Source organism: Winslowiella arboricola (assembly GCF_025527015.1).
In the GTDB taxonomy this organism is placed as follows: domain Bacteria; phylum Pseudomonadota; class Gammaproteobacteria; order Enterobacterales; family Enterobacteriaceae; genus Erwinia; species Erwinia arboricola.
The window spans coordinates 248,991-272,421 of record NZ_JAODIM010000043.1 but is presented as its reverse complement, the minus strand read 5'-3'; the positions used below and the strand labels follow the sequence as shown (position 1 = coordinate 272,421).

Genomic DNA, 23,431 nt, shown 5'->3' with positions numbered 1-23,431 from the left:
ACTCTCTGCCGATCGCCACGGCGATCGGCCCACTGCCAGTCAGAGGATAATATTATGCAAGCAGATAAAAGCCTTTTCGGGCTGCCGAAATCGCTGTTCTGGGGTTATGTCGCTATCGCGGTGTTTATGAGCGGCGACGGCTTCGAAATGGCCTTTCTTTCCAAACACATTACCGATTTAGGTTTCTCTCCGTCCCAGTCGGCGCTGGTATTTACCCTGTATGGCGCGGCGGCGGCGCTGGCGGCATGGAGTTCCGGAGTGGTGGCGGAAATTATCACCCCGCAACGCGCGATGCGCATCGGCTTTATTCTCTGGGTAGTCATGCATGTGCTGTTCCTGACGCTGGGACTGGGCATGCGCAACTATCCACTGATGCTGCTGTTTTACGGCATTCGTGGTCTGGCCTATCCGCTGTTTATCTATTCGTTTGTGATGCTGGTGGTGCAGACGGTGCCAAAACATCAGCTGTCGTCTGCGATGGGCTGGTTCTGGGCGATGTACTCGGTAGGTATTGGCTGTATTGGCAGCTATCTGCCCAGTTTTACCATTCCGTTTATCGGTGAAACCGGTACGCTGTGGTTTGCTATTGCCTGGGTAGTGGCCGGCGGTCTGATGGCGATGGTTCTGCTGCGCAATGTCGGCGGTGAAAGCGAGAAAGCGCATCTTTCCACCCGTGAGAAGATGACCGAGTTATCGCGCGCAGTAACGATATTATTTACTAACCGCAATATTTTCCTCGCCTGTCTGATTCGTATCATTAATACGCTGTCGCTGTTTGGTTTTGCGGTGGTGATGCCAATGCTGTTTGTCGGACGCCTCGGTTTTTCCATGTCCGAGTGGTTGCAGATTTGGGCAGTGTTCTTCTTTGTCACCATCTTCACCAACGTGATGTGGGGCATTCTCGGTGAATATATCGGCTGGATCCGTCAGGTTCGCTGGTTTGGCTGCCTGGGTTGCGCCATCTCCAGCCTGGCGTTTTACTATCTGCCAGTGACCTTTGGTCATAACTACTGGATAGCGATGATTCCGGCGGTGATGCTGGGAATTACCGTCGCCGCCTTTGTACCAATGACTGCGGTGTTCCCGGTACTGGAACCGAAACATAAAGGCGCGGCGATTTCGATTTATAACCTGTCAGCGGGTCTGAGCAACTTCCTGGCCCCGGCCATCGCCTCACTGGTCTTGCCGTTCTTTGATGTGGTCGGGGTTGTCTGGACCTATACCGCGCTCTATCTGGTCGCCGGTATTTTGACCCTGATTATAAAAGTGGAACAACCGGCGCGTATCGGTAAAAATGCCAAAAACAGCAGTTACTCCGCGCCAGTTGCCGCAGAGAATAAGTCATAAAAGTCATCACTGACTGGCTTGCCACGGGGATGTCCGCAGTCAGGACATCCCTGATCTTTATGTGCCTAAAACTGCTCAGATGAGTTTCTTTCTGTAACAGAAAAATGTTAAAATTGACCTCAGTCAATTATCGTCTGAGCGTATATTATGATTCCAGAAAAACGCGTTATTCGTCGTATTCAATCTGGCGGCTGTGCGATCCACTGTCAGGATTGCAGCATCAGCCAGCTCTGTATTCCGTTTACCTTAAACGAACATGAGCTGGATCAGTTAGACAACATTATTGAGCGCAAAAAACCGATTCAGAAAGGCCAGACGCTGTTCAAAGCCGGTGATGAACTCAAATCCCTCTATGCCATCCGCTCCGGCACCATCAAGAGTTATACCATTACTGAGCAAGGTGATGAACAGATTACCGGCTTCCATCTGGCGGGTGATTTGGTTGGTTTTGACGCTATCAGTAGCGCACACCATCCGAGCTTTGCGCAGGCGCTGGAAACGGCAATGGTATGTGAAATCCCTTTCGAAACCCTTGATGATCTTTCCGGGAAAATGCCGAGTCTGCGTCAGCAGATGATGCGTTTAATGAGCGGCGAAATCAAAGGCGACCAGGATATGATCCTGCTGCTGTCGAAGAAAAATGCCGAAGAACGTCTGGCCGCTTTTATCTGGAATCTTTCACGTCGTTTCGGCCAGCGTGGTTTCTCGCAACGCGAATTTCGTCTGACCATGACGCGCGGTGATATCGGTAATTATCTTGGTCTGACCGTAGAAACCATCAGCCGTCTGCTGGGACGTTTCCAGAAAAGCGGAATGCTGGCGGTGAAGGGAAAATATATTACGATCGAAAATCATGAAATCCTCGCCGATCTGGCAGGCCACAGTCACTGATTATCCATTCTGTTTGCCGGGTCATAATTTGTTATTTTATTGATCCGGCAACAACTTTTTCGCTTTTTACCTGAGCGCTATTGGGCTATCTTTAAACAGACACCTCGTCGTGTATGGAGAACCCAGTATGGTTAAGTATCAAAACATTCTTGTGGCGATCGATCCTCAACAGGATGACCAGCCTGCGCTACGTCGGGCGGTGTACCTTAATCAGCGCATCGGCGGCAAAATCAAAGCCTTCCTGCCTATTTATGATTTCTCCTACGAAATGACCACCCTGCTGTCGCCTGATGAACGCACCAATATGCGTAAAGGCGTAATCAGCCAGCGTACTGAGTGGATCCGCGAACAGGCCCATGCTTATTTAGCAGCTGGCGTCGAGATAGAGATTAAAGTGGTATGGCACAATCGTCCGTTTGAGGCGATTATCCAGGAAGTCCTGAGCGGTAATCACGATCTGGTGTTGAAAATGGCGCATCAGCACGATCGTCTGGAAGCGGTGATTTTCACCCCTACCGACTGGCATCTGTTACGTAAATGTCCGTGTCCGGTATGGATGGTAAAAGATCAGCCGTGGCCCGAAGGCGGTAAGGCGCTGGTGGCAGTCAATCTTGCCAGCGAAGAGCCGCATCATGATTTACTCAATCAGAAACTGATTAAAGAGACGGTGGAACTGGCCGATATGGTCAATCACACTGAAGTCCATCTGGTTGGTGCTTATCCGATTACGCCAATCAATATCGCCATTGAACTGCCTGACTTTGACCCCAGCATCTACAACGATGCGATTCGCGGCCAGCATCTGGTCGCGATGAAAGCGCTGCGTCAAAAATTTTCCATGGATGAGAAGTTTACCCACGTTGAAAAGGGCTTACCGGAAGAAGTTATCCCCGAACTGGCAGAGCATCTGGATGCCGGTATCGTGGTGCTCGGTACTATCGGGCGTACCGGAATTTCAGCTGCGTTTCTTGGCAATACGGCAGAACAGGTGATTGACCACCTGCGCTGTGACCTGTTGGTGATTAAACCGGACGGTTTTACCACTCAGGTCGAGCTGGATGATGACGAAGATGACTGAGTAATAAAGGGCGGCGATAACGCCGCCCCTGCAAATCATTTAACCGTAGGGGCGGCGTTATCGCCGCCCTAATCCATTACAACGCTTTCAGAATCGCTTCCACACTGGCTTTCGCATCGCCAAACAGCATCTGCGTATTCTCTTTGAAGAACAGCGGATTCTGCACGCCAGCATAGCCGGTATTCATTGAACGCTTAAATACCACCACGTTCTGCGCTTTCCACACTTCCAGCACCGGCATACCGGCGATGGGACTGCGTGGATCTTCCAGCGCCGCCGGGTTTACGGTGTCGTTGGCGCCAATCACCAGCACGGTATCGGTATCGGCGAAATCGTCATTGATCTCATCCATTTCCAGCACCACGTCATAAGGCACACGCGCTTCGGCCAGTAATACGTTCATATGGCCAGGCAGACGACCGGCTACCGGGTGAATACCAAAACGGACTTTGATGCCGCGCGCGCGCAGCTTCTCAGTAATTTCCGCCACCGGATACTGTGCCTGCGCCACCGCCATGCCATAGCCCGGGGTGATGATCACCGATGAAGAGGCTTTCAGCATTTCTGCCGTCTCTTCCGCGCTCAGTTCGCGATGTTCACCCACTTCATCAGTTTCACCGGTTGAGCTGCTGTCAGTGCCAAAACCCCCGGCAATCACGCTGATAAACGAGCGATTCATTGCCTTACACATAATGTAGGAGAGGATGGCGCCCGAAGAACCGACCAGCGCACCGGTAACGATCAGCAAATCGTTGCTCAGCATAAAGCCCGCTGCCGCTGCTGCCCAACCGGAATAGGAGTTCAGCATGGAGACAACCACCGGCATATCCGCACCGCCGATGGACGCCACCAGATGCCAGCCAAACGCCAGCGCAATCACCGTCATCACCAGCAGCGCAAATGTCTGCACGCCAACGCTGTCAGAACGCACAAATATCAGCAACAGCACGAACGAAACGACCAGCGCCAGCAGATTCAGCTTATGGCGATGCGGCAGCATCAGCGGGCGCGAAGAGATCTTGCCACACAGTTTGCCAAACGCCACGATTGAACCGGTAAAGGTCACCGCACCGATAAAGATGCCGAGGAACACTTCGGTCAGATGGATATTTTCCATCACCGGCAGCAGTCCCGGCGCGTGATCGAGGTAGCTGTTAAACCCAACCAGCACCGCCGCCAGACCGACAAAGCTGTGCAGCACGGCGACCAGCTCTGGCATCTCGGTCATTTCGACCTTTTTCGCCAGACGAATACCAATCGCGCCGCCAATCACCATCGCCAGCAGGATCCAGCCAATATTGCCGGTATCCGGTCCGAAGATGGTGGCAATCAGCGCAATCGCCATACCACTCATACCAAAAAGATTACCTCGCTTTGAAGTCTCATGTTTTGAGAGACCCGCAAGGCTACAAATAAACAGAATTGCGGCAACAATGTATGCTGCAGTCACTAATCCGCCAGACATATTGTTAGCCCTTAGTTCTTACGGAACATTTTCAGCATGCGCTGAGTGACGGTGAATCCACCGAAGATATTGATGCTGGCAATCAGCACCGCCACAAATGACAGGAAGGTCACCCAGCCGCCGTGACCGATCTGCAGTACCGCGCCAATCACAATAATCCCGGAAATGGCGTTGGTTACTGACATCAGCGGCGTATGCAGTGCATGGCTGACATTCCATACTACGTAATAACCGACCACGCAGGAGAGCGCAAAGACGGTGAAGTGCGACAGAAACTCGGCTGGCGCGACGTTAGCCAGGCAGGCAAACAGCACGATAGCCAGCGCGATTAGCAGATATTTACGCAGCGGCGAAGCGGGTTTCTCCGGCTCTTTTGCCAGCGGTTTAGTCTCCGGCTGTGCGGCTTTCGGTGCCGCAGAGACCTGAATCGGTGGCGCTGGCCAGGTGACTTCACCCTCACGAATCACCGTCACCCCGCGCACCACCACATCGTCAAAGTCGACAACGATTTCGCCGTTTTTCTCTTTGCACAACAGTTTCAGCAGATTAACCAGGTTGGTGCCGTACAGTTGCGAAGACTGGGTCGGCAGACGGCTTGGCAGATCGGTATAACCGATAATCTTCACGCCGTTGGCCGTTGTGATTACGCTATCCGCCACCGTCAGTTCGCAGTTGCCGCCGGTTTGCGCCGCCAGGTCGACAACCACACTGCCAGGCTTCATGGCGGCAACCATTTCGCTGGTGATCAGTTTCGGCGCCGGACGGCCCGGGATCAGCGCGGTGGTGACAATAATATCCACTTCTTTCGCCTGAGCAGCGAACAGTTCCATCTCCGCCTTAATAAAGGCTTCCGACATCACTTTGGCATAACCATCGCCGCTACCCGCTTCCTCTTCAAAATCCAGTTCGAGGAATTCGGCGCCCATACTTTGCACCTGCTCTTTAACTTCAGGGCGGGTATCGAATGCACGGACGATGGCGCCTAAGCTGCCAGCGGCGCCAATCGCTGCCAGACCGGCGACACCTGCGCCGATCACCATCACTTTCGCCGGCGGTACTTTACCGGCGGCGGTGATCTGCCCGGTAAAGAAGCGGCCAAACTGGTGGGCTGCTTCAACAATCGCGCGGTAACCGGCGATATTGGCCATTGAGCTGAGCGCATCGAGGGATTGCGCACGCGAAATACGTGGCACCGCATCCATTGACATCACCGTCACCTGGCGCGCCGCCAGCTTCTCCAGCAGCGCCGGATTCTGCGCAGGCCAGATAAAGCTGATTAACGTGCTGCCTGCGCGGGTCAGTTCAATCTCTTCATCACCGGGTGCATTGACCTTCAGGACAATATCGGCTTGCCAGACGTTAACCGCATCAGTAATGCTTGCGCCTGCCTCAACGAAAGCCGCGTCATCAAAACTGGCCAGCTTACCTGCGCCGCTTTCGACCGCCACAGTAAAGCCGAGTTTTAACAGCTGCTCGACGGTTTTTGGCGTCGCAGCGACTCGCGCTTCATTGGGCAACCGCTCTTTCGGTACTCCAATTAACATAGTATTCCCTTTCATCGGTTATCCCCTCGGTCAGCACTATCGCCAGTGCTGACCTCGGATTCGAGATGGATGGTTTGATTTAACTTGCTACAGTCCTGTTGAACGCAGCCTGGGTGTTACAAACTGTTTATAACCTACTGAAAATATGTCTCTCGATCCAGACGCAGCGCGTAATAGCCGCCAGTTTCACACAAAAATTCAGAGGCAAGGGGCAAAAGCATTATATTGGCACTGAATTTAGCGGCGAAATACGCATAATATGCTATGCAAAATCGCTTCATTAGCTATTTGCTACCGATAAAATTCATTATTTAACAAAGTGTTAACTAATTAACTAATATCAATAACCGCCATAAGTGGTAAAGTGCGCCGAATTCGTCCTGTTTTCCGCTTAATCTGCGATAAGCTGCCAGTGACGCAATCTGGCGCAGAGAAATGGCATAAAATGCCTGAGACAGCAGCCATTATTACATGCAATAATCGACGGCTAATCTGTTACACATCAAGAGTCCAGCACGTTTTCGTACTCATTTTTTGCGTAAGGCGAAGGATTATTTTTATGAAGCTGAAGAACACCATTCTGGCGACCGCCCTGTTGTCTCTTACAACATTAACCGCGCACGCGGCACAGGAGCTCTCTCCGGAAAAAGCGGCCTCGTTGAAGCCATTTGAGCGTATCAATGTTTCTGGCCGTTTTAACGCCATTGGCGATGCCAGCGAAGCCGTGTCAAAACGCGCTGACGCAATGGGCGCCGCCTCTTATTATATTCAGGCTATCAATGATACTAACGGTAATGGCGGCAACTGGCGCGTCACCGCCGATCTGTATAAAGCGGATGCACCGGCGGCAGATAACAGCACCCAGTATCGCGTATTTAACGGCGTAAAAGAGCTGCCAAAACCTGAAGCTTATCAGCTGGAACCCTTTGACACTGTCTCTGTCAGCGGTTTCTACCGCAGTCAGCCAGACGTCAATGACGCGATCTCCAAAGCGGCCAAAGAGAAAGGCGCAGCCTCCTTCTTTATTGTCCGTCAGGTTGATACCAACAGCGGCGGTAACCAGTATATTACCGCCTATGTGTATAAAGCCGATGCAGCGAAACGTAAGGTGCAGAGTCCAAACCTGATCCCGGCGAACTCTGAAGCCGGTAAAGCCGCGCTGGCCGCCGGTGGCGCTGCAGCGAAAAACGTCGAGATCCCGGGCGTGGCCTCTTCTGAAACGCCAAGCAACAAGGTCGGACGTTTCTTCGAAACCCAGACCACTACCGGTCAGCGTTATACCGTCAAACTGCCGAATGGCACCGAGATTCAGGAAGTGAATAACATCACTGCCGCGCAGATGCAGCCATTTGACTCGGTGACCTTTACCGGTCATTTCAGCACCCCGACTGAAGTTTCACACGAAGTCGCACGTCGTGCCGCTGATAAAGGCGCGAAGTTCTACCATGTGACCCGCCAGTGGCAGAACCAGAGTGGTGGTAACCTTACCGTTACCGCTGACCTGTTTAAATAAGCTTAAATCAGGGCAGCAGCATGCTGCCCTGCTTGTTTCTGAATAATCCGTATCTCTTTTTGCATACTCAGTCATTGCACTCCGCCTGTCCTCTCCGTAAAATCGGCCGCCAGTTTTAGCGGTTTCGCTCGACAAAACCCGCATCGCATTGGGTAAAATTCGTTCGTTATCCTGTTCATTAGTTATTTATGCTGTAGTCAGGACGTTTTCTTGGATAAAAAATTAGGTCTTACCGCCCTCACCGCGCTGGTGCTCAGCTCTATGCTGGGTGCCGGGGTGTTTAGCCTGCCACAGAATATGGCCGCGGTTGCCAGCCCTGCGGCGCTGCTGATTGGCTGGCTGATTACCGGCGTTGGCATTTTACTGTTATCACTGGCGATGCTGCTGCTGACGCGCCTGAAGCCTGAACTGGATGGCGGCATTTTTACCTATGCACGCGCCGGGTTTGGCGAACTGGTGGGCTTCTGCTCCGCCTGGGGCTACTGGCTGTGTGCAGTGATTGCCAATGTCTCCTACCTGGTGATTGTCTTCTCGGCGTTAAGTTTCTTTACTGACTCGCCGGAACAGATAGTCTTTGGCGACGGCAATACCTGGCAGGCGGTGCTTGGCGCCTCCGTGCTGCTGTGGCTGGTGCACTGGCTGGTGCTGCGCGGCGTGCAGACGGCGGCGAGCATCAATCTGGTGGCGACACTGGGTAAACTGCTGCCGCTGGGGCTGTTTGTGCTGCTGGCGATTGCGGCTTTTAATCTTGATCGCTTTACCTTTGACTTTAGCGGCGTGGCGCTGGGCAAACCGGTGTGGGAGCAGGTAAAGCAGACCATGCTGATCACCCTGTGGGTGTTTATTGGTGTGGAAGGCGCAGTGGTGGTTTCGTCACGCGCGCGCAATAAGCAGGATGTAGGCCGCGCCACGCTGCTGGCGGTGATTGCCGCACTGATTGTCTATCTGCTGGTAACGCTGTTATCGCTGGGAATTGTGCCGCGCGCCGAGCTGGCGGAGATGCGTAATCCGTCAATGGCAGGCCTGATGACGCACTTAATCGGTTCCTGGGGCGACGTGGTGATTGCCATCGGGCTGATTGTCTCGGTCTGTGGCGCCTATCTTAGCTGGACCATTATGGCGGCGGAAGTGCCCTTTATCGCCGCACAACAAGGTGCTTTTCCGCGCTCGCTGAGTCAGCAGAATCACCGTGGCTCCCCTGCCGCCTCATTGTGGCTGACGAATGGCAGTGTTCAGCTGTGCCTGGTTCTGATCTGGCTGACCCATGCCGATTACAACACTCTGCTGACCATCGCATCAGAGATGATTCTGCTGCCCTATTTACTGGTCGGCGCTTACCTGCTGCAACTGGCGCGCAAACTTAACCGACCATCGGTGACGCTGGTGGCACTGGGAGCCTGCGCCTACGGTTTATGGCTGCTGTATGCTTCTGGCCCACTGCATTTACTGCTGTCGGTGGTGCTGTATGCGCCGGGCCTGCTGCTGTTTCTGTTTGCCCGCCGCGGTGGACGTGCACAGCAAGGCCTGAGCCGTATCGAATCTGGCTCGATTGTGCTGCTGATGCTGGCAGCTTGTCCGGCATTGTGGGTATTAATCAGATAGGGTTTAGTGGGCGGCCGTCAGAAAATGAATGCTGAGACGGTCGTCATGCTGAGTCAGGTCCAGAGGCTTACGATACTCTTGTTGAATGGTATCAAGCTGCTGTGTCGACAGTGGATAAGGTAATAAAATATCCAGCTGATCGATCTGCTGCTGTTCGGCAAGCGTAATCAGACGCGCAATATTAATCTCATCACTGACCTGTGTTGAAATGATTTGCAACGCTAATTCTTTCAGATGGTCTGCCGGTGCATGCTGTGCATTGCCAGGCTTACGCGTCACCATGCCGAAGATCGGCAGGACACCGTAGATGGCATCCACGAAGCTCCAGCGCTTTTTGCAGGAAGCGGAGAGAAAATCCATATAGTTGAAGCAGATGCGGTCACTGTACCCGGCTGACGCCAGCTCTTTTTCAGACACCCTCAATCTCCTCCAATGGAAAAATAAATGGTTTATGTATGAAACAACCATGCGAATATAATGGCATATTTTGCGCTGCCTGTACTATACATCTTGAGTTATTTAGCGCGGGATCATAATCCCGTGATAGTTGTTCGACACCACAAAGGATATGCTGCTGTCACCACAGACAGACGCACAGCATTATGAGCAAAATTGTATTCGTTGAAGATGACCACGACGTAGGCGAGCTGATTGCCGCTTATCTCGGGCGTCACGGGATTGATGTTATTGTCGAAAGCCGCGGCGACCGGGCTGAACAGGTGATTGCCGAAGCCGCGCCGGAACTGGTGATGCTGGATATTATGTTACCCGGTAAAGATGGTATGACGCTGTGTCGCGACCTGCGCGCCAGCTGGTCCGGCCCGATAGTGCTGCTGACCTCGCTCGACAGTGATATGAACCATATTCTCGCACTGGAGATGGGCGCCAATGACTATATCCTGAAAACCACCCCGCCAGCGGTGCTGCTGGCGCGTCTGCGTCTGCATCTGCGCCAGGCGGGAAGTAGCAGCGGCCGGGAAGAGATTGCTCCGGCGCAGTCAGGCCATAAAGCGCTGCGTTTTGGCTCGCTGTTTATCGATCCGGTTAACCGCCAGGTCGCCCTCTTCGAAGAAAATATCACCCTGTCGACCGCCGACTTCGACCTGCTCTGGGAGCTGGCGACCCATGCCGGACAGACACTTAATCGCGATGCGCTGCTGAAAACGTTACGCGGCGTCAGTTATGACGGTCTGGATCGCAGTATTGACGTAGCGATTTCACGCCTGCGTAAAAAGCTGCACGACAGCGCTACCGAGCCTTACCGGATCAAAACCATCCGTAATAAAGGCTATCTGTTTGCACCACACGCCTGGGAAAGTCACAGCGCATGAGAAAGCTATTTATCCAGTTCTACCTGCTGCTGTTCGTCTGTTTTCTGGTGATGGCGATGCTGGTCGGGCTGGTCTACAAATACACCGCCGAGCGCGCCGGTCGTCAGTCAATGGACGACCTGATGAAAAGTTCGCTCTATCTGATGCGCAGTGAGTTACGCGAGATCCCGCTGCGTGACTGGAATAAAACCATTAATAAGCTCGACCTGAATCTCTCTTTTAAACTGCATATTGAGCCGCTGAGTAAAATTAAGCTCGATGCACCAGCGATGCATCGCCTGCGCGCCGGTGAGATTATCGCGCTCGACGATGAATACACCTTTATGCAGCATATTCCGCGCAGCCACTATGTGCTGGTGGTCGGACCGATTCCTTATCTGTTCTTCCTGCATCAGATGCGCATTCTCGATATTGTGCTGCTGGCATTTATCGGCCTGTCGCTGGCGCTGCCGGTGTTTATCTGGATGCGCCCGCACTGGAAAGATATGCTGAAACTGGAGACCGCCGCGCAGCGCTTTGGTCAGGGGCATCTGAATGAGCGCATCCATTTTGACAGCGCCTCCAGTCTGATACGTCTTGGCGTGGCCTTTAACCAGATGGCCGACAATATCAACACGCTGGTAGCCAGTAAGAAACAGCTGATTGACGGTATCGCCCATGAGCTGCGCACGCCGCTGGTGCGCCTGCGCTACCGGCTGGAGATGAGCGATAATCTGACGCCAGCCGAGTCCAGCGCGCTTAACCGTGATATCGGCCAGCTGGAAGCCCTGATCGAAGAGCTGCTGACTTACGCCCGCCTCGACCGCCCGAAAGTCGACCTGACGCTGCGCCAGTTTGATCTGGCTGAATGGCTGCAGGAACGTCTCGACGATATTCGCCCGCTGCATCCTGAACACCGGATCACTCTTGATACGCCACAACGTGAAAACGTCGGCATCGCCGATGCACGACTGATGGAACGGGTGCTGGATAATCTGGTCAATAACGCGCTGCGCTATGCCGATAAACAGCTGCGCGTCGGGCTGTGGTTTGACGGCAATACCGCCTGTCTGCAGGTTGAAGATGATGGTCCGGGGATCCCGCTGGCCGAACGTCAGCGGGTATTTGAGCCTTTTGTGCGTCTCGATCCCAGCCGCGACCGCGCCACCGGTGGTTGCGGCTTAGGTCTGGCGATTGTCCATTCGATTGCCCAGGCATTGGGCGGTTTTGTGATTATCGACAGCAGTGCGCTTGGTGGTGCCAGCGTTCGCTTTTGCTGGCCGGTTGATTTACCCTTGCGGAAAACAGAGCCGGCATAATTTATCTCAAGGAGAGTTAACGTGACATCTGCTTATCAGCATCTGAGCAAAACCTTCCAGCGCCTGTCGCGCTTCGGCCACCTGTCAGCCATTGCGGGCTGGGACATGCAAACCATGATGCCCGCAGGCGGCAGCCAGGCGCGCGGTGAAGCGCTGGCGGAACTGAGCGTGCTGCAACACGAAATTCTGACCGCAAAACAGGTCGGCAGCTGGCTGGATCAGGCGGAACAGGAGTCGCTGAATGATGTAGAGGCGTCTGACCTGGCGGAAATGCGCCGTGCATGGCAGCAGGCTGCCCTGCTGCCGGCAGCGCTGGTCGAAGCCAAATCGATTGCGGGTTCGCGTTGCGAACACGCCTGGCGTCAGCAGCGTCCGGCCAATGACTGGCAGGGTTTCTCCGCCAATCTGAAAGAAGTGGTAAAACTCAGCCGCGAAGAAGCAGAGATCCGCGCGCAGGCCAACGGTTGCTCGCGTTATGACGCCCTGCTGGATGTGTTTGAACCGGGAATGACCAGCGCTAAACTGGATAAAACCTTTGGTGATTTAAAACAGTGGCTGCCGGACTTGTTGCAACGCATTGTGGAAAAACAGGCGCAGGAACAGGTTGATCGCCCCGCTGGCCCCTTTGCCATTGAAGCGCAACGCCAGCTTGGTCTGAGCATTATGCAGCAGCTGGGCTTTGATTTTAACGCCGGTCGCCTCGACGTCAGCGCCCACCCATTCTGCGGCGGCGTGCCACAGGATGTGCGCATCACCACCCGCTATAAACAAGATGAGTTCCTCAGCGCCATGATGGGCGTGATTCATGAAACCGGCCATGCCCGTTACGAGCAGAACTTGCCGAAACAGTGGCTCGGCCAGCCGGTGGCACATGCCCGTTCCACCGCCATCCACGAATCGCAGAGCCTGTTTTTTGAGATGCAGCTGGCGCGCAGTGCTGATTTCCTGCAGCTGATTCTGCCGCAGGTGATTGCACAGATGGGTGCGCAACCGGCGTTAAATAGCGCCAACTTTGTACGCCTTAACCAGCGGGTAAAACCGGGCTTTATTCGCGTCGATGCTGATGAAGTGAGTTATCCGGCACATGTGATCCTGCGTTATGAGATTGAGCGCGCGCTGATTGGCGGCGAGATTGAGGTCGACGATATTCCGGCCGTCTGGCAGGAGAAGATGCAGGCATATCTGGGGATTGATACCCGGGGTAATTACCGTGACGGCTGTATGCAGGATATTCACTGGACCGATGGCGCGTTTGGCTACTTCCCGACTTACACCCTGGGCGCGATGTATGCCGCCCAGTTGTTCCAGGCCGTAAAACGTGCGCTGCCGCAGGTTGAGAGCCAGATTCGCAGCGGTGATCTGCAGCCGATTTTCGACTGGTTACAGCAAAATATCTGGCAGCACGGCAGCCGTTTCAGCACTCAGCAGCTGATTACCCATGCCACCGGCGAAGATCTGAATCCGGCATATTTCCGTCAGCATCTGGAAAACCGTTATCTGAATAACTAACTACATGGCGGCGTTAACGCCGCCACTACGTTTTCCTGCGCTTTAAATTCAATATCTTACCTTTCGTACATTCGGTTACACGCCGATACCAAACACTCACGGAAACTCTCGTCCGGTTTACATATAGTACTTTCACCGGCCCCGCAGTGGGCTAATAGATGAAAATACATTCGAGGGTTTTACAATGAAAAAATTAGTTTCTCTGGTTGTTGCCGCTGCTATGGGTCTGTCTTCAGTTGCTTTCGCTGCTGAGACCACACCAGCTCCGGCTGCTGCGCCAGCAGCAACCACCGCAGCGCCAGCTAAAGTTGCTGCACACAAAACTGTGCATCACAAAAAACATAAAAAAGCCGCGGTGCAGAAAGCCCAGGCCGCGAAAAAAGCGCATAAAAAAGCCGCTAAAAAGCCTGTAGAACAGAAAGCCCAGGCAGCGAAAAAAGTGCACCACAAAAAAGCCACTAAGCCGGTTGCACAGAAAGCGCAGGCCGCAAAAAAATTGCACAAAAAAACCGCTAAGAAACCTGTAGCGCAGAAAGCGCAGGCGGCGAAAAAAGTGCACCACAAAAAAGTGGCCAAAAAAGCTGCTGCCACTCCAGCCGCATAATCACCGCGCGCTGTAGCACGCAAGGCATGACCTGACTATGACAAACACCCGGACTCTCCGGGTGTTTCTTTCCCGGAGTAGCGGAAATGGTGCGGCGCTATCTGTTCGAAATCATCCTGGCTGCGATGATTATCTGCGGTATCATTACCGCCAGCTTCTGGCTTTAAATGCTGTAGTCTACTGATATTCCGAATTAAACTCCCTTTATTGCTGCTCACCGTCTATAGTTAACGCTTAACGCGTAATTACCGCTATTTACATAGTTTTCGCCCTTCCTGAGAGTGATATGCGCATAACGGCTGTGTTGTTGATGGGATTGCTGTCACTGGCATTTTATTCCCATGCTGATGATGATTCGCTGAGCGAAGATGATGCTCAGACTCTGTTTTTTGGCCATGACGATCGTAAGCCAGTGGCTGCGACGACCGGTGTGCCGTGGGAAGCGATCGGCCAGCTGGAGACCGAAAGCGGCAACCTGTGCAGCGCCACCTTAATTTCAGCGCATCTGGCGCTGACCGCTGGCCATTGCCTGCTGGCGCCGCCCGGCAAGCTGGATAAGCCGGTGGCATTGCGTTTTATTGCCAGCAACGGTGACTGGCGCTATGAGATCCACGATATTGAGGCGCGGGTTGACCCGGAATTAGGCAATAAGTTGCAGGCTGATGGCGACGGCTGGATCGTTCCCCCGGCGGCGGCGCCTTATGATTACGGCCTGATCGTGCTGCGCAATCCGCCATCGGGGATTACACCCGTGCCGCTGTTTGCCGGTTCACGTTCTGAACTGACGGAGGCGTTGAAAACCGTGGATCGACGCGTCACGCAGGCCGGATACCCGGAAGATCACCTCGATACCCTCTACTCACACAGTGATTGTCTGGTAACCGGCTGGGCACAGCGTTCGGTGCTATCGCATCAGTGCGATACGCTGCCGGGCGATAGCGGTTCACCGCTGATGTTGAAAACCGATGATGGCTGGCAGCTGATTGCGGTACAGAGTTCAGCGCCAGCAGCGAAAGATCGCTACCGCGCCGATAACCGGGCGATTTCGGTTACTGCGTTCCGCGATCAACTGGAAAAGTTAGCGCTGTAAAAGCAACAGGCCACCCGTGGTGTGGCCTGTTAATTTACACCGCAATCTGCTCCATTGCCTGCAAAATGCGTTTATCGGAGATCGGATATGGCGTCCCCAGCTGTTGCGCAAAGTAGCTGACGCGCAGTTCCTCAATCATCCAGCGAATATCCTGCACCTCTTCATCATCACGACGCGTCGGCGGCAGTTTATGCAGCCAGCTCTGCCACGCTTTCTGCACCTGCTCCACTTTCAGCATACGTGCACGATCGCTGTGCGGATCCACTGGCAGCTTCTCCAGCCGACGTTCAATCGCCTGCAGGTAACGCAGCGTATCCGGCAGATGCTTCCAGCCGTTTTGCGTCACAAAGCCAGGATAGACCAGCCCACTCATCTGCGCTTTAATATCGGACAGCGCCAGTGCCAGCGCCATATCCACCCGCCCCTTCAGCCGCTTATTGATGGTAAACACCGAGGTCAGAATCTGTTCGACTACTTTGGCGATCTCCACCACGGTTTCATTCAGCTCCGCACGCACTTTGTCATGCAGCCGGGTAAAGTCCGCTTCCAGCCAGCTCGGACCGCCAGATTCGGCAATCAGCTTATCGACGCCGCAGGCGATACAGTCATCAATCAGATCCAGCACTTTGCCGTACGGATTAAAATAGAGACCCAGTTTGGCTTTGTTGGGCAGTTTTTCATGCAGATAACGGGTTGGCGACGGAATATTCAGCAGCAGCAACCGGCGCTGACCGCGCCACATCATCTTCTGTTGCTCATGCTGACTGTCAAACAGACGGATCGCCACACTGTCCTTCTCATCAACCAGCGCAGGCCAGGCTTTTACGCTGTAGTTGCCACGTTTCTGCTCAAAATGGTCCGGCAAATCGCCAAAGCTCCACAGGTGCAGTCCGCGCTGTTCCAGTCCGTCATCGGCCACCTGCGACAGCGTCTCCTGCACTTTACCTTTCAGCTCAGCACGCAGCGCGGTCAAATCTTTGCCTTCCTTTAACGGGCGATTGTTCTCATCAACAATGCGGAAGGTCATTTTCAGATGATCGGGCACCTGATCCCACTGCCAGGCATCACGTTCAATAGTGACGCCGGACATGCGGCGGAACTCGCGTTCCAGTGCATCGGGCAGTGGCGTCTCCAGCGGCGTGGCACGGCCGAGGAAGGCTTCAGCATAGTTGGGCGCCGGAACAAAGTTACGGCGTAACGGTTTCGGCAGTGATTTAATCAGCGCAATAATCAGCTCGCGACGCACACCGGGGATCTGCCACTCAAATCCGGCCTCTTCCACCTGATTCAGCAGCGGCAGCGGAATATGCACCGTGACACCATCGGCATCGGTGCCCGGCTCGAACTGATAGCTGAGACGTAACTTAAGATTGCCCTGATGCCAGAAGTTCGGGTAATCCAGCTTGCTGACATTGCCAGCCCCCTGTTTAATCAGCATCTCTTTAGCGAAATTCAGCAGTTCCGGCTTCTCTTTGCCAGCCGTTTTCCACCAGCTGTCAAAATGACGCGCGGACACCACCTCATGGCCGATACGCTGGTCATAGAAGCTGAACAGCGTCTCATCATCCACCAGAATGTCGCGGCGGCGTGATTTATGCTCCAGCTCCTCAATTTCGCTACGCAACTTCAGGTTGGCTTTGAAAAACGCATGGCGCGTCTGCCAGTCGCCTTCCACCAGCGCATGGCGGATAAACAGTTCGCGTGACAGCACTGCATCAATCTGGCCGTAATTAACCTTACGCGCCGCAACAATCGGCAGACCATACAACGTCACCTTCTCGGTTGCCATCACCGCGCCCTGACCTTTCTCCCAGTGCGGTTCGCTGTAGCTGCGTTTCAGCAGATGCTGGGCAATCGGTTCAATCCACTCCGGCTCGATACGCGCCGCAATGCGCCCCCACAAACGGCTGGTTTCCACCAGTTCCGCCACCATGGTCCATTTGGGTGGCTTCTTAAATAGCCCGGAACCGGGGAAGATCATAAAGCGCGCATTGCGTGCACCGGTAAATTCCTGCTTATCGGCATCTTTTTGCCCGATATGCGACAGTAAACCACTGAGTAATGCGACATGAACTTCGCGGAACTCTGCCGGCTCACTGTTTACCGGCAGTCCCAGTTCACGCACCACCTGGCGCAACTGCGTGTAGATATCCTGCCACTCACGCACGCGCAGATAATTAAGGAAATCGCTTTTACACAGGCGGCGGAAATGGCTGGATGACAGCGCTTTCTGCTGCTCCTGCAGGTAATTCCACAGATTCACAAACGCCAGGAAATCGGAATCTTTATCAGCAAAGCGGCGATGCTTCTCATCAGACGCCTGCTGCTTCTCTGCCGGACGTTCGCGCGGATCCTGAATCGACAGCGCAGCGGTGATAATCATTACCTCACGCACGCAGCCATACTGCTGCGCCGCCAGCACCATCCGCGCCAGACGCGGATCGACCGGCAGCTGCGCCAGCTGACGACCCGAGGCGGTGAGTTTGTAGCGTTGCCCCTCTTCCTGAGTGATTGCGCCCAGCTCTTCCAGCAGACGCACGCCATCCTGAATATTGCGTTTATCCGGCGCTTCAACAAACGGGAAAGCGGCGATATCGCCGAGGCCCAGCGCGGTCATCTGCAGGATCACCGATGCGAGGTTGGTGCGCAAAATCTCCGGGTCGGTAAATTCCGGCCGGTTATTAAAGTCCTCTTCCGCATACAGGCGGATGCAGATCCCTTCCGATACGCGGCCGCAACGACCTTTTCGCTGATTCGCTGATGCCTGCGAAATCGGTTCGATCGGCAGGCGCTGGACTTTGGTGCGGAAGCTGTAACGGCTGATACGCGCGGTGCCGGGGTCAATCACATATTTAATGCCAGGCACCGTCAGCGAGGTTTCCGCCACGTTGGTCGCCAGCACAATGCGGCGTCCTGGATGCGACTGGAACACGCGGTTCTGCTCGGCATTGGAGAGGCGCGCATACAGCGGCAGCACTTCGGTGTGCGGCAAATCGCGCTTAATCAGCGCATCAGCGGTATCACGGATTTCGCGCTCGCCGCTCATAAAGATCAAAATATCGCCGCGGCTCTCGTGGCCCAACTCATCTACCGCATCAAAAATCGCCTGTAACTGATCGCGTTCGCTGTCATCAATATCTTCGGAGACCGGACGATAGCGCAGCTCCACCGGATAAGTACGGCCAGAAACTTCGATAATTGGCGCGTTATTGAAATGACGGGAAAAGCGTTCGGGGTCGATGGTCGCCGAGGTGATAATCACTTTCAGATCCGGGCGACGCGGCAACAGCTCACGCAGATAACCCAGCAAAAAGTCGATATTCAGACTGCGTTCATGAGCTTCATCGATAATGATGGTGTCGTACTGCATCAGCAGACGATCCTGCTGGATCTCCGCCAGCAGAATACCGTCAGTCATCAGTTTAACCTGAGTGGTGTCGCCCACCTGGTCGTTAAAGCGCACTTTGTAGCCGACGCAGCCGCCGAGGCTGGTTTCCAGCTCTTCCGCAATACGGTTGGCGACGGTGCGCGCCGCCAGACGGCGCGGCTGAGTATGACCAATCAGCCCTTTGATGCCGCGTCCCAGCTCCATACAGATTTTCGGCAACTGGGTGGTTTTACCGGAACCGGTCTCACCGGCGACAATCACCACCTGGTGGTCGCGAATCGCCGCTGCAATATCCTGTTTTTTCTGACTAACCGGCAGATTTTGCGGAAAGGTGATTTTCGGCGTCGCTGCCTGGCGCTGAACGATACGCCGCTCAGCCTCAGCAATCTCTCTGCTCAGCTCTTCGGCTATCCCCTGTTGCGTATCAGGATTTTTCACCTTAGCGGCACCCTGCAAACGACGTTGTAAACGTTGGCGATCGCGCAGCATCAGGGCTTCCAGACGCGGATAAAGCGCCGCCAGCGGCGAAGTATGTGTATTTTCAGACATGTTGGTTCAGTACCCGTTTAACGCAGCAGCGGTGAGTTATCAGAGTAAGTGCTGCCGCTTCGCGCCAGCGTCGCTGGCGATAAAAAATTTGTCATTTGTGGCGCGCAGTTTAGCACAGCGCAATAAATGTGAGCGCGCTCTCTCGCTATGCTTGTTCAATATTTTCGAACATAGCTCTCGAAATATTGCGCTATCACTTACAGATAAATGGCCCTAAAGTGTAAACCATTGAGCGGACAGACTTCCGCGTTAACAGACAGGAAAAGATCATGAGCAAAGTATTAGTTCTTAAGTCCAGTATTCTCGCCGGTTACTCACAATCAAGCCAGCTGGCTGACTTCTATGTTGAGCAGGTTAAAGCTGCCAGCGCCGGTAATGAAGTTACCGTACGTGATCTGGCTGCTAACCCCATTCCGGTTCTGGATGGCGAGCTGGTTGGCGCGCTGCGTCCTTCTGATGCACCACTGACGCCACGTCAGCAGGAAGCGCTGGCGCTGTCCGACGAGCTGATTGCTGAACTGCAGGCTCATGATACCGTGGTTATCGCGGCGCCAATGTACAACTTCAACATCCCAACGCAGCTGAAAAACTATTTCGACCTGATTGCCCGTGCTGGCGTGACTTTCCGTTATACCGAAGCAGGCCCGGAAGGTCTGGTTAAAGGTAAGCGTGCGGTGATCCTGTCAAGCCGTGGCGGTATTCACAAAGATACCCCAACTGACCTGCTGACCCCGTATGTGAAGCTGTTCCTTGGCTTTATCGGTATCAGCGATGTGAACTTTGTGTTTGCTGAAGGTATTGCTTACGGTCCGGAAGTGGCCACTAAAGCGACCACCGATGCGCAGGATGCGATCAAACAGATCGTTGCCGCATAATCACTACAAGGGCGGCGGTCACGCCGCCCTGTATCAATTTTTCTTCAGCCACTGCCCGTTAATACCCCGCACATACTCCCCGGCGGCCGCGCGCTGCACCAGTTTTTCACCGGCGATCCGCGCCACTTCTGCCGTTGTCAGATTGTTACGGCTGGCCAGCTGCTGATAATGTTCGGCACGTCCCTGATTAATGCGCGCCACCAGCGCAAGGGTCTCGCTGTCCTGCTTAATTGGCGCAATATAACCACTCAGGGTTTCCCCTACGCGCCCCTGTTGCCGTGCTTCATCCAGCGATAACGCCCATGCTGACGGCGAAATTAATACGCCCAACAGCATCAGCCAGAGTAATCTCTTCATCTCCCGCTCCCGTCAGAACAGATCGCTTTGATTTTTCAGCAAGGTTTCCACATCCTTATCCACCTTGATATGAATTTCATGTTCGATCTTCACATTCATATTAATGGTAATCGGCTCTTTCGGCGCGGCCAGTTCGATACGCGGCACACATCCCGCCAGCAGCCCACACACCGGTAACCACACCAGCGCTTTAATTGTCAGTGTCATGACTGTTCTTTTCCTTTTGCGACGGCAAGGTGGCATTTTGCTCCACCCAGGATTGCAAGTTATCGCCAAAGCGCAAGCTGCGCCAGAGCTGAAACAGATTTTCGCGATGCGTGTAGTTAAGCGCCACACGCTGATTCTTATCCCGGAAGCGGCTGTTGCCATCCACTTGCGCGTTCATGGTCAGCTCGCCGAGATTATCGAGATTAATCGTCGCCCAGGAGCGCGAGATCTCCATATAGCGCAGCCAGTCCAGCGCCGCACCGGCTGCCATATTATTGCTGGAGATGGCATCAGCCATCTGTTTATCGAGCCGCAGCGTCAGGCTGCCGCTGTTGGCAATCCAGCCCTCTTTGATCAGCCACTGCGGGTGATTCAGCCACAGCGGTAAAGCGCCGTTAATCCGCCCGGACATGGCAATCTGCTTCGGTTTAATCGCGGTGACCAGCTCACTCAGACTGATATCGCGCAACCTGACGGTTGCCGCCTGATGCTGCGGCAGCGCCAGCTCTTCCAGCGTCAGCTTACCTCCCAGCAGATCAACGCTGACATTACTGAGCCGTAGCGGCTGCTTCTCGCTGTAAGGATAGCTGCCCTGCAGGTCGGCACTGATATTGCCAAGCGCAAACTGATTTTTTACCTCTTTGATGCGCAATGAAACCGGGCCATGCGCGCCAAAAAACCACTGATGGGCTTTGAGCCGGAACGGCAGCGAAAAATCGACGCCATTGATTTCGTTGTCCGGCATCCAGACGCTGCCATTATTCACCGACCAGTGTCCACCCGCCTCCAGCCCCTGATCGGCCGCGGCGGAAAACGCCACCTGCGCGCGCAGCATGCCAGACTGAATTTTCATTTTCAGATCCTGACTTAACAGCGGCTGAAATACCGTCAGTGACTGCTGCGGCCACCATGCCTGTCCGCGCAGGCGTGCGCCATCCCAGCGTCCATTCACCCGTAGCGGGCCGATAGCTTCAGCCTGCAAAGCGCCGTTAAACAGGAAGTCTGCCGGATCGCGTCCCTTTACCTGGAAATTCAGCGTCGAAGAGGGTAAATAGCCGCCCGAGGTCAAGGTGGTTTCACGCGCTGTCATCTGTAATTCGCCGTTAAACGCCGGATTTTCGGCCGAACGCTGCCAGCGCAGCGGCGCATTAAGCGTTAAGCGCGGCGATTTTACATTCACCATGCCATAACTCAGACGGTCAAAACCGGTCGATAAAGTATTCAGCTCAATGGTACTGTCCAGCCAGTTGCCGGTGCCCGCTACATCCCACTTCGCCTTCAGCGGCGCCATATACCCTTTGCCCCAGTAGCGCCAGTTCCAGCGCCCTTTATCCGGCCAGAAGTTGCTGGCGCGACCATCAAGATGCACAGTAAAGCGGCCCATACTGGGATCGTGCGCGTTAAGAATCGCCTGCAAACGGCCATCAATCCCGGCAGATGAAACTTTCACCCCAGCCAGTGGCCAGCGCGCTTCATCCACTTCCAGCGTCGACAGCAGACGGCCACGCATCCGCAGCAGCGCCCCCGGCTGCAGGGTAACCTGTGGATCGAGCAACGCTCCCTGAATCACCCCTGGCATGGTGGTGTAAAACTGCAATGCCTGAAGTTTACTGGCGCCGGTAAGCTGGAAAGGCAGCTGGCTGTTAAGCATATCCAGATGACCCGGGCCGACGCTCAGCACCACATTCCCTTTGCCGCCACGCCCGGAAGTCAGCACATTAAGCCGTGCACGAATTTCGGTGGCGGCCAGCCCCTGCTGCCACTGACTCAGCGTCAGCGCGATGCCGCCGGAAACTGGCTGCATCGCGTAAGGCCAGCGCCATTCACCCTGCCGGATCTCAATCTGCTGCGGCGTGATGGTCCATGGCAGGCTGAGCAACGGCGTGGCATCATCGGTCTGCCTGACCACCAGCTTGCCCTGCTGCTGTTGCCAGTTAAGTTGCAACTGTAGCGGCTGCGGCATGCCCTGCAAGGAGAGATCGCCATGCAACTCCCCGGCCTGCGGTACGCCGTCGGGAATAATCGGTAAGGTTAACTGTCCGGCCAGCGTCACCGGCTGCGACAGCGCCGGGTGATTGATGCTGAGCTGCTGAATATTCAGCTGTTGTCCCTGAAGCTGCGCACTGAGTCGCAGATTGTCGCCCTGATAGTGCAGCTGTTGCTGCTTTTGATCCAGCGACAGCTGCAACTTACCGGCATACTGCTGATAAGGCGTGATCACCAGCTGATTAATGGTCACATCGGCATCCGGCAGCATCTGCTGCCATTCGGCCAGCGAACGCGGCGCGGCGCTGCTTTCTCCCGCAGGCAGTTTGCTCAGGCAGGGAGGATTAAGCGCGAGGTTATCGGCGCCAAGCTGCCAGCGCTGGTGATGTCTGCTGAGAGTAACATTGCTGACTGACGCCAGTTCACAGTCGCCCGCCTGGTAGCGTACGCCAGGCAGCAACAGGCCGCCGTTGCGCCAGCGTGGATTGCCCTCCAGTGCGATGGAGGTATCTGCCGGCAGCCAGATGCCCGCCAGGCGAGGCAGCCACTGAGTGACAGAGAGCATCAGCCCGAGAAATAGCAGGATCAACGCCAGCAGCGCAGCACAGAAAATGTAAAAGCCCCGACTCATGGCACTGAATATCCGTTGTGTCCGTATCGATCGTAGAATAAATGATGGCACGTAACGGCTGTGTGGTGAAGTTTTTATCTATAAATCAATCTGTACCCGGCAGTTCAGCCATCCGCATCGCCCTGTTGTTTACTTCGGATAAAGAATAATGACTAATATGAGTTAT

General features: G+C 54.4%; 19 protein-coding genes. 12 read left to right on the top strand and 7 right to left on the bottom strand.

The genetic code is table 11. The features are described 5' to 3' along the window. Positions 1-54: 54 nt before the first annotated feature. From N5923_RS18845 to uspE, 3 genes are all read left to right on the top strand, one after another. A complete protein-coding gene (locus N5923_RS18845) occupies positions 55-1,347 on the top strand; it encodes an MFS transporter (protein ID WP_267144840.1) in 1,293 nt (430 codons plus the stop codon). A gap of 147 nt (positions 1,348-1,494) precedes the next feature. After that, on the top strand, positions 1,495-2,238 hold the full coding sequence (fnr, locus tag N5923_RS18840) for a fumarate/nitrate reduction transcriptional regulator Fnr (RefSeq protein ID WP_017800003.1): 744 nt from the start codon (positions 1,495-1,497) through the stop codon (positions 2,236-2,238). Positions 2,239-2,365: 127 nt separating this feature from the next. Beyond that, entirely contained in the window at positions 2,366-3,316 is a 951-nt protein-coding gene (gene uspE, locus N5923_RS18835; protein WP_267144841.1) for a universal stress protein UspE, read from the top strand. Positions 3,317-3,392: 76 nt separating this feature from the next. On the opposite strand, the gene pntB is transcribed toward uspE, so the two are convergent. Both pntB and pntA read right to left on the bottom strand, forming a co-directional pair. Further along, entirely contained in the window at positions 3,393-4,781 is a 1,389-nt protein-coding gene (pntB, locus tag N5923_RS18830; protein WP_267144842.1) for a Re/Si-specific NAD(P)(+) transhydrogenase subunit beta, read from the bottom strand. An 11-nt stretch (positions 4,782-4,792) separates the two neighbouring features. Continuing rightward, positions 4,793-6,325, bottom strand: coding sequence for a Re/Si-specific NAD(P)(+) transhydrogenase subunit alpha (gene pntA / locus N5923_RS18825; protein ID WP_267144843.1), 1,533 nt, complete (start codon positions 6,323-6,325; stop codon positions 4,793-4,795). A 559-nt stretch (positions 6,326-6,884) separates the two neighbouring features. Between pntA and ydgH the strand changes: the two genes are divergently transcribed. After that, positions 6,885-7,838 carry a DUF1471 family protein YdgH gene (ydgH, locus tag N5923_RS18820; RefSeq protein ID WP_267144844.1) on the top strand — a complete coding sequence of 318 codons (954 nt, stop codon included), beginning with the start codon at positions 6,885-6,887 and terminating at the stop codon, positions 7,836-7,838. A 210-nt stretch (positions 7,839-8,048) separates the two neighbouring features. Next, the gene (locus N5923_RS18815) at positions 8,049-9,440 is read left to right on the top strand and encodes an amino acid permease (RefSeq protein ID WP_267144845.1); all 1,392 of its coding nucleotides are present in this window, start codon (positions 8,049-8,051) and stop codon (positions 9,438-9,440) included. A 3-nt stretch (positions 9,441-9,443) separates the two neighbouring features. Here the strand turns inward: N5923_RS18815 and N5923_RS18810 are convergent, their stop codons facing one another. After that, positions 9,444-9,908: a hypothetical protein gene (locus N5923_RS18810; RefSeq protein WP_407704495.1), complete on the bottom strand. Its 465-nt coding sequence runs from the start codon at positions 9,906-9,908 to the stop codon at positions 9,444-9,446. Positions 9,909-10,042: 134 nt separating this feature from the next. Between N5923_RS18810 and rstA the strand changes: the two genes are divergently transcribed. From rstA to N5923_RS18785, 6 genes are all read left to right on the top strand, one after another. After that, positions 10,043-10,771 carry a two-component system response regulator RstA gene (gene rstA / locus N5923_RS18805; protein ID WP_267144847.1) on the top strand — a complete coding sequence of 243 codons (729 nt, stop codon included), beginning with the start codon at positions 10,043-10,045 and terminating at the stop codon, positions 10,769-10,771. Then, a complete protein-coding gene (gene rstB / locus N5923_RS18800; protein WP_267144848.1) occupies positions 10,768-12,069 on the top strand; it encodes a two-component system sensor histidine kinase RstB in 1,302 nt (433 codons plus the stop codon). Before rstA ends, rstB begins: the two co-directional genes overlap by 4 nt. A 21-nt stretch (positions 12,070-12,090) precedes the next feature. Beyond that, positions 12,091-13,578 carry a carboxypeptidase M32 gene (locus tag N5923_RS18795; protein WP_267144849.1) on the top strand — a complete coding sequence of 496 codons (1,488 nt, stop codon included), beginning with the start codon at positions 12,091-12,093 and terminating at the stop codon, positions 13,576-13,578. 184 nt (positions 13,579-13,762) lie between these two features. Next, positions 13,763-14,182 (top strand): acid resistance repetitive basic protein Asr, encoded by a 420-nt coding sequence (asr, locus tag N5923_RS18790; RefSeq protein ID WP_267144850.1) that lies wholly within the window; start codon positions 13,763-13,765, stop codon positions 14,180-14,182. 86 nt (positions 14,183-14,268) lie between these two features. After that, entirely contained in the window at positions 14,269-14,349 is an 81-nt protein-coding gene (ydgU, locus tag N5923_RS24880) for a small membrane protein YdgU (RefSeq protein WP_456119823.1), read from the top strand. Between the two features lie 119 nt (positions 14,350-14,468). After that, a complete protein-coding gene (locus N5923_RS18785; RefSeq protein WP_267144851.1) occupies positions 14,469-15,272 on the top strand; it encodes a trypsin-like serine peptidase in 804 nt (267 codons plus the stop codon). Between the two features lie 34 nt (positions 15,273-15,306). On the opposite strand, the gene hrpA is transcribed toward N5923_RS18785, so the two are convergent. Further along, positions 15,307-19,209, bottom strand: a complete 3,903-nt coding sequence (hrpA, locus tag N5923_RS18780) for an ATP-dependent RNA helicase HrpA (protein WP_267144852.1) — start codon at positions 19,207-19,209, stop codon at positions 15,307-15,309. A gap of 269 nt (positions 19,210-19,478) precedes the next feature. Here hrpA and azoR point away from each other — a divergent pair, with 269 nt between their 5' ends. After that, positions 19,479-20,084 (top strand): FMN-dependent NADH-azoreductase, encoded by a 606-nt coding sequence (azoR, locus tag N5923_RS18775; RefSeq protein ID WP_267144853.1) that lies wholly within the window; start codon positions 19,479-19,481, stop codon positions 20,082-20,084. Positions 20,085-20,117: 33 nt separating this feature from the next. Here azoR and N5923_RS18770 read toward each other — a convergent pair whose 3' ends face one another. The 3 genes from N5923_RS18770 to N5923_RS18760 are packed head-to-tail and all read right to left on the bottom strand — an operon-like array spanning position 20,118 to position 23,265. Beyond that, positions 20,118-20,441: a YdbL family protein gene (locus N5923_RS18770; protein ID WP_267144854.1), complete on the bottom strand. Its 324-nt coding sequence runs from the start codon at positions 20,439-20,441 to the stop codon at positions 20,118-20,120. A gap of 12 nt (positions 20,442-20,453) precedes the next feature. Beyond that, complete coding sequence (locus tag N5923_RS18765) at positions 20,454-20,648, bottom strand: YnbE family lipoprotein (RefSeq protein ID WP_267144855.1); 195 nt, start codon at positions 20,646-20,648, stop codon at positions 20,454-20,456. Then, entirely contained in the window at positions 20,632-23,265 is a 2,634-nt protein-coding gene (locus N5923_RS18760) for a YdbH family protein (RefSeq protein ID WP_267144856.1), read from the bottom strand. The genes N5923_RS18765 and N5923_RS18760 overlap by 17 nt, the downstream gene beginning before the upstream one ends. Positions 23,266-23,431: the final 166 nt, after the last annotated feature.